We start from the raw sequence: 4,095 nt of genomic DNA, 5'->3' as shown, positions 1-4,095 counted from the left end.
CATTTCCCCATTTCCCCATTTCCCCATTTCCCCATTTCCCCATTTCCCCATTTCCCCATTTCCCCATTTCCCCATTTCCCCATTTCCCCATTTCCCCATTTCCCCATTTCCCCATTTCCCCATTTCCCCATTTCCCACTTACTAACACTCAACCACTTTTTTGACTTTATCTATGTTTGTTGATCATATTCATTTTTATGTAGAATCGGCCAAAAAATGGCGAGACTGGTTGGTGCGGGTGATGGATTTTCAGGCGATCGCAAGTTTAGTTAATCTCCACACGCACACGGAAATAGTTGGCAATGGCATCCAAAAAGATAAAACTAAACAGATTATTTTTATCTTATCTTCTCCTTTAAATTCTCTCAGTCCCGTGGCGGAATTTTTAGGTAAATATCCTGAAGGGGTGGCGGATGTAGCTTTTCAAGTGGAGGATTTGGACGCTTTAGCTAGGAGAATTAAACAGGATATTTTTATTCAGGAAACTGCTTTTTCTAGGGGGAAGATAAAAAGCTGTGAAATCTCTAGCATTGCTAATCTCAAACATACGTTAATTGAAAGACAGGGAATCACGCCAATTTTAGCCGATCCTGATCTGATTGAGTATGATAGCAAGGAACAATATAATCAGGATATTTTGGCAATTGATCATTTAGTTTTAAATGTTTTTCAGGGGAATTTAGAGTTAACAGCCAATTGGTATGAGGAAAATTTAGGCTTTAAAAAAAGGCAAACTTTTACTATTAAAACGGAGCGTTCTGGTCTTTATTCGCAGGTACTTGTTCACCCCGAAACCGAATTAAAGTTACCAATTAATGAGCCAGATAGTAACAGTTCTCAAATTCAAGAATTTTTGGATATTAATCAAAAATCTGGCATTCAACACATTGCTTTAAAAACAGAAAATATTGTAAATTTAACTCAAAAATTACGAGATAGGCAGGTAGAATTTTTATCAGTTCCCGACAGTTATTATCAACAAATTAGCTATCAAAAAAAAGATTTTAATATTGCTGATTGGGAATGGTTAGAAATTAAAAAACAGGAAATTCTCATTGATTTTGAACAAAATAGTCATTCCCTCCCAGAAAAGCCGACTTTACTGCAAATTTTCACTAAACCAATTTTTTCCCAGCCGACTTTCTTTTTTGAATTAATCGAGCGACGTCATGCCGCTAGAGGTTTTGGAGAAGGCAACTTCCAGACCCTATTTGAAGCGATCGAACGGGAACAAATACAGCGAGGAACTTTAGATTAGAATCAGAAAAGCGAGCATTTATCCCGTCAGACTAAGTAGGTAGGTGTTAAAAGTTTTCAGATCCCCCCGCCTATCGGCACCCCCCTTATCAAGGGTAGATACCCCCGCCTATCGGCACCCCCCTTATCAAGGGGGGCAGGGGGGATCGAACCTAAAATCCATTTTTAATTTAATTATAACCAGCTACTTATCAACGATGACGTAATTCAATCACATCTTTTTTGATCGTGACATCATAGGAACCAAAAAAGGTTTGTCCCAAGAGTCCTAATCCTTCCATTTGGGGAGAAATACCAACAATCTGATTAGATAAAGCCACCTCGCCAACTTTAACAGAATTAATGCGACCAAGATAAACAGTAACGACACCGCCGGCGGTATGAGCGACTACTTCCTTTTCCCGTTTGACTTTCATCGCTTTCGCCATGGCATCGGTGAGGACGATGCCACTAGCACCTGTATCAAAAAGCATTTCATAATAGTGACGGTTATTAAAAACCACCATCACCGTGGGAATGCCGTTAACCCGGCGTTGAATCGGTAGCTGATAAACTTGCGGGGAATTTTTCCTATTTCTAGACGAACTGCCACAGAGACGGCTAAGATCTATTTGTTGTCCATCCGCTCTTTGGAGAAAGCATTCCGATTGAGCGAGAGTCGTAGGGGTGAAGGGAAATAACAGCAGGGTGCTGGACAATGCGATCGCAGAAAGAGACTTATTCATGGGTTCAACATCGAGAAGACCGACTCGGAAAAGAACGATTCTAGTTCTATAATTCCCCAAAAATGCGGGAAAATAACAGGAGTTTAACCCGGAGGCCAAGCCATTATGCGATCGCCTAAGAGATGGACATGAAGATGATCGACGGTTTGACCCCCATGTTCCCCATTATTGATCACTACTCGATAACCTTGACTTAATTTAGCCTCGGCGGCCACCTTTTTAACAGTTAGTAACAAATGTCCCAATAAATCTCGATCGCCTTCGCTGGCTTCCTCTAGTTTCGGAATCGGTTTTTTGGGGATAATGAGGATATGGGTGGGTGCTTGGGGATTAACATCTCGAAAAGCGAGAACCAGATCATCTTCATAGACGATCGAGGCTGGAATTTCTTTCCGGATAATTTTGCTAAAAATAGTCTCACTCATAGACAGATTACTTTTTTTTCAACTATACCATTAAGCTCTCAGCTTTTCTGGCTAGGTTATACCGAGAAATAGGCTGATTTTCAGGGTAAATTCCCAGATAAAATCATTTTTATGCGGAAAACTAGCCTAACATCCTGTTTCATTTTCCTAAGAACTCACTTTATTTTTACTTGAGCCAAAATGTTAGCAAGGGTTTGGAGTGCGGCAATTATCGGCATCGATGCCATTAAAATCGGGGTAGAGGTGGATGTATCGGGGGGATTACCCGGAATTGCCGTGGTGGGTTTACCCGATACCGCCGTGCAGGAGTCGAAAGAAAGGGTAAAAGCTTCCCTAAAAAATGCCGGATTTGCCTTTCCCATCCGCAAAATTGTCATCAATTTAAGTCCCGCCGATATCCGCAAAGAGGGGCCAATTTATGATTTACCGATTAGTATCGGCATTTTAGGGGCTTCCGAACAGGTAGAAGCCGATTTATTGGGGGATTTTCTCTTTTTAGGCGAATTATCCCTCGATGGTAGTTTGCGTCCCGTGGCGGGGGTTTTACCCATTGCTGCCGCCGCCGAAAAAATGGGGATTAAGGGTTTAGTGGTTCCCGCCGATAATGCCAAAGAAGCGGCCGTGGTCAAAGGCGTACAAGTGTATGGGTTTCGTCATCTATCGGAAGTGGTAAATTTCTTAAATGAACCCGATCGCTATTCACCGATGACTTTTAACGCTGCCGAGGAATTTGGGCGATCGCGGGTAAATCTCCCCGATCTCAAGGATGTCAAAGGTCAAGCAATTGGCCGTCGGGCCCTGGAAATTGCCGCAGCTGGAGGTCATAACCTAATTTTTGTCGGGCCACCGGGCAGCGGTAAAACCATGTTAGCGCGACGTTTACCCGGTATTCTGCCCCAGCTGACCTTTGCCGAATCCCTAGAAGTCTCCCAGATTCATTCCGTCGCCGGATTACTGAAGGATCGAGGTTCTCTGGTGCGCGAGCGTCCTTTTCGCAGTCCCCATCACTCCGCTTCTGGGGCAGCGCTGGTGGGAGGTGGCACTTATCCCCGACCAGGGGAAATCTCCCTTTCTCACCGTGGTATTTTATTTTTGGACGAATTAACGGAATTTAAGCGCAGTGTCTTGGAATATCTCCGACAACCCCTAGAGGATGGTTATGTGAGCATTTCTCGCACTCGTCTTTCTGTCGCTTTTCCGGCCCGTTTTACCCTGGTGGCGAGTACCAATCCCTGTCCCTGTGGTTATTACGGCGATTCGGTGCAACCCTGCAGCTGTTCACCGCGACAACGGGAACAATATTGGGCGAAATTATCGGGGCCGCTTTTAGACCGTATTGACCTACAAGTGACGGTAAATCGCCTGAAACCGGAAGAAATGACCCAAGAGAGTCGGGGAGAAGCTTCTGATCAGGTGCGGCAACGGGTAGAAGGGGCCCGACAAAAGGCCAGCGATCGCTTTCAGAATAGCGGGATTCGCTCTAATGCGGAGATGAATTCCGAGCATTTGCGGCGTTTTTGCGCTCTTGATCAGAGCAGTCGCCATATTTTAGAAGGGGCAATCCGAAAATTGGGTTTATCGGCCCGAGCAATGGATCGCATTCTCAAAGTTGCCCGCACCATTGCCGATTTAGGAGATAGTGAAATGCTGAAAAGTTCCCACGTTGCCGAAGCAATTCAGTATCGCAC

The 4,095-nt window shown here is 44.3% G+C and carries 4 protein-coding genes; 2 read left to right on the top strand and 2 right to left on the bottom strand.

From position 1 onward, the window contains the following. Positions 1 to 172: 172 nt before the first annotated feature. The gene (hppD, locus tag O9324_RS00020) at positions 173 to 1,258 is read left to right on the top strand and encodes a 4-hydroxyphenylpyruvate dioxygenase (RefSeq protein WP_288139153.1); all 1,086 of its coding nucleotides are present in this window, start codon (positions 173 to 175) and stop codon (positions 1,256 to 1,258) included. A gap of 190 nt (positions 1,259 to 1,448) precedes the next feature. On the opposite strand, the gene O9324_RS00015 is transcribed toward hppD, so the two are convergent. Together O9324_RS00015 and O9324_RS00010 are read right to left on the bottom strand one after the other, a co-directional pair. Then, positions 1,449 to 1,982: a retropepsin-like aspartic protease family protein gene (locus tag O9324_RS00015; RefSeq protein WP_288139152.1), complete on the bottom strand. Its 534-nt coding sequence runs from the start codon at positions 1,980 to 1,982 to the stop codon at positions 1,449 to 1,451. 83 nt (positions 1,983 to 2,065) lie between these two features. Beyond that, positions 2,066 to 2,407, bottom strand: a complete 342-nt coding sequence (locus O9324_RS00010) for a histidine triad nucleotide-binding protein (protein ID WP_288139151.1) — start codon at positions 2,405 to 2,407, stop codon at positions 2,066 to 2,068. A gap of 180 nt (positions 2,408 to 2,587) precedes the next feature. Here O9324_RS00010 and O9324_RS00005 point away from each other — a divergent pair. After that, positions 2,588 to 4,095 (top strand): YifB family Mg chelatase-like AAA ATPase (locus O9324_RS00005; RefSeq protein WP_288139150.1); only part of this gene is annotated, 1,508 nt, incomplete at its 3' end.

The organism is Microcystis sp. LE19-84.1B (assembly GCF_027531875.1).
Classification (GTDB): Bacteria; Cyanobacteriota; Cyanobacteriia; order Cyanobacteriales; family Microcystaceae; genus Microcystis; species Microcystis panniformis.
This window is presented reverse-complemented; position numbering and strand designations above follow the sequence as displayed.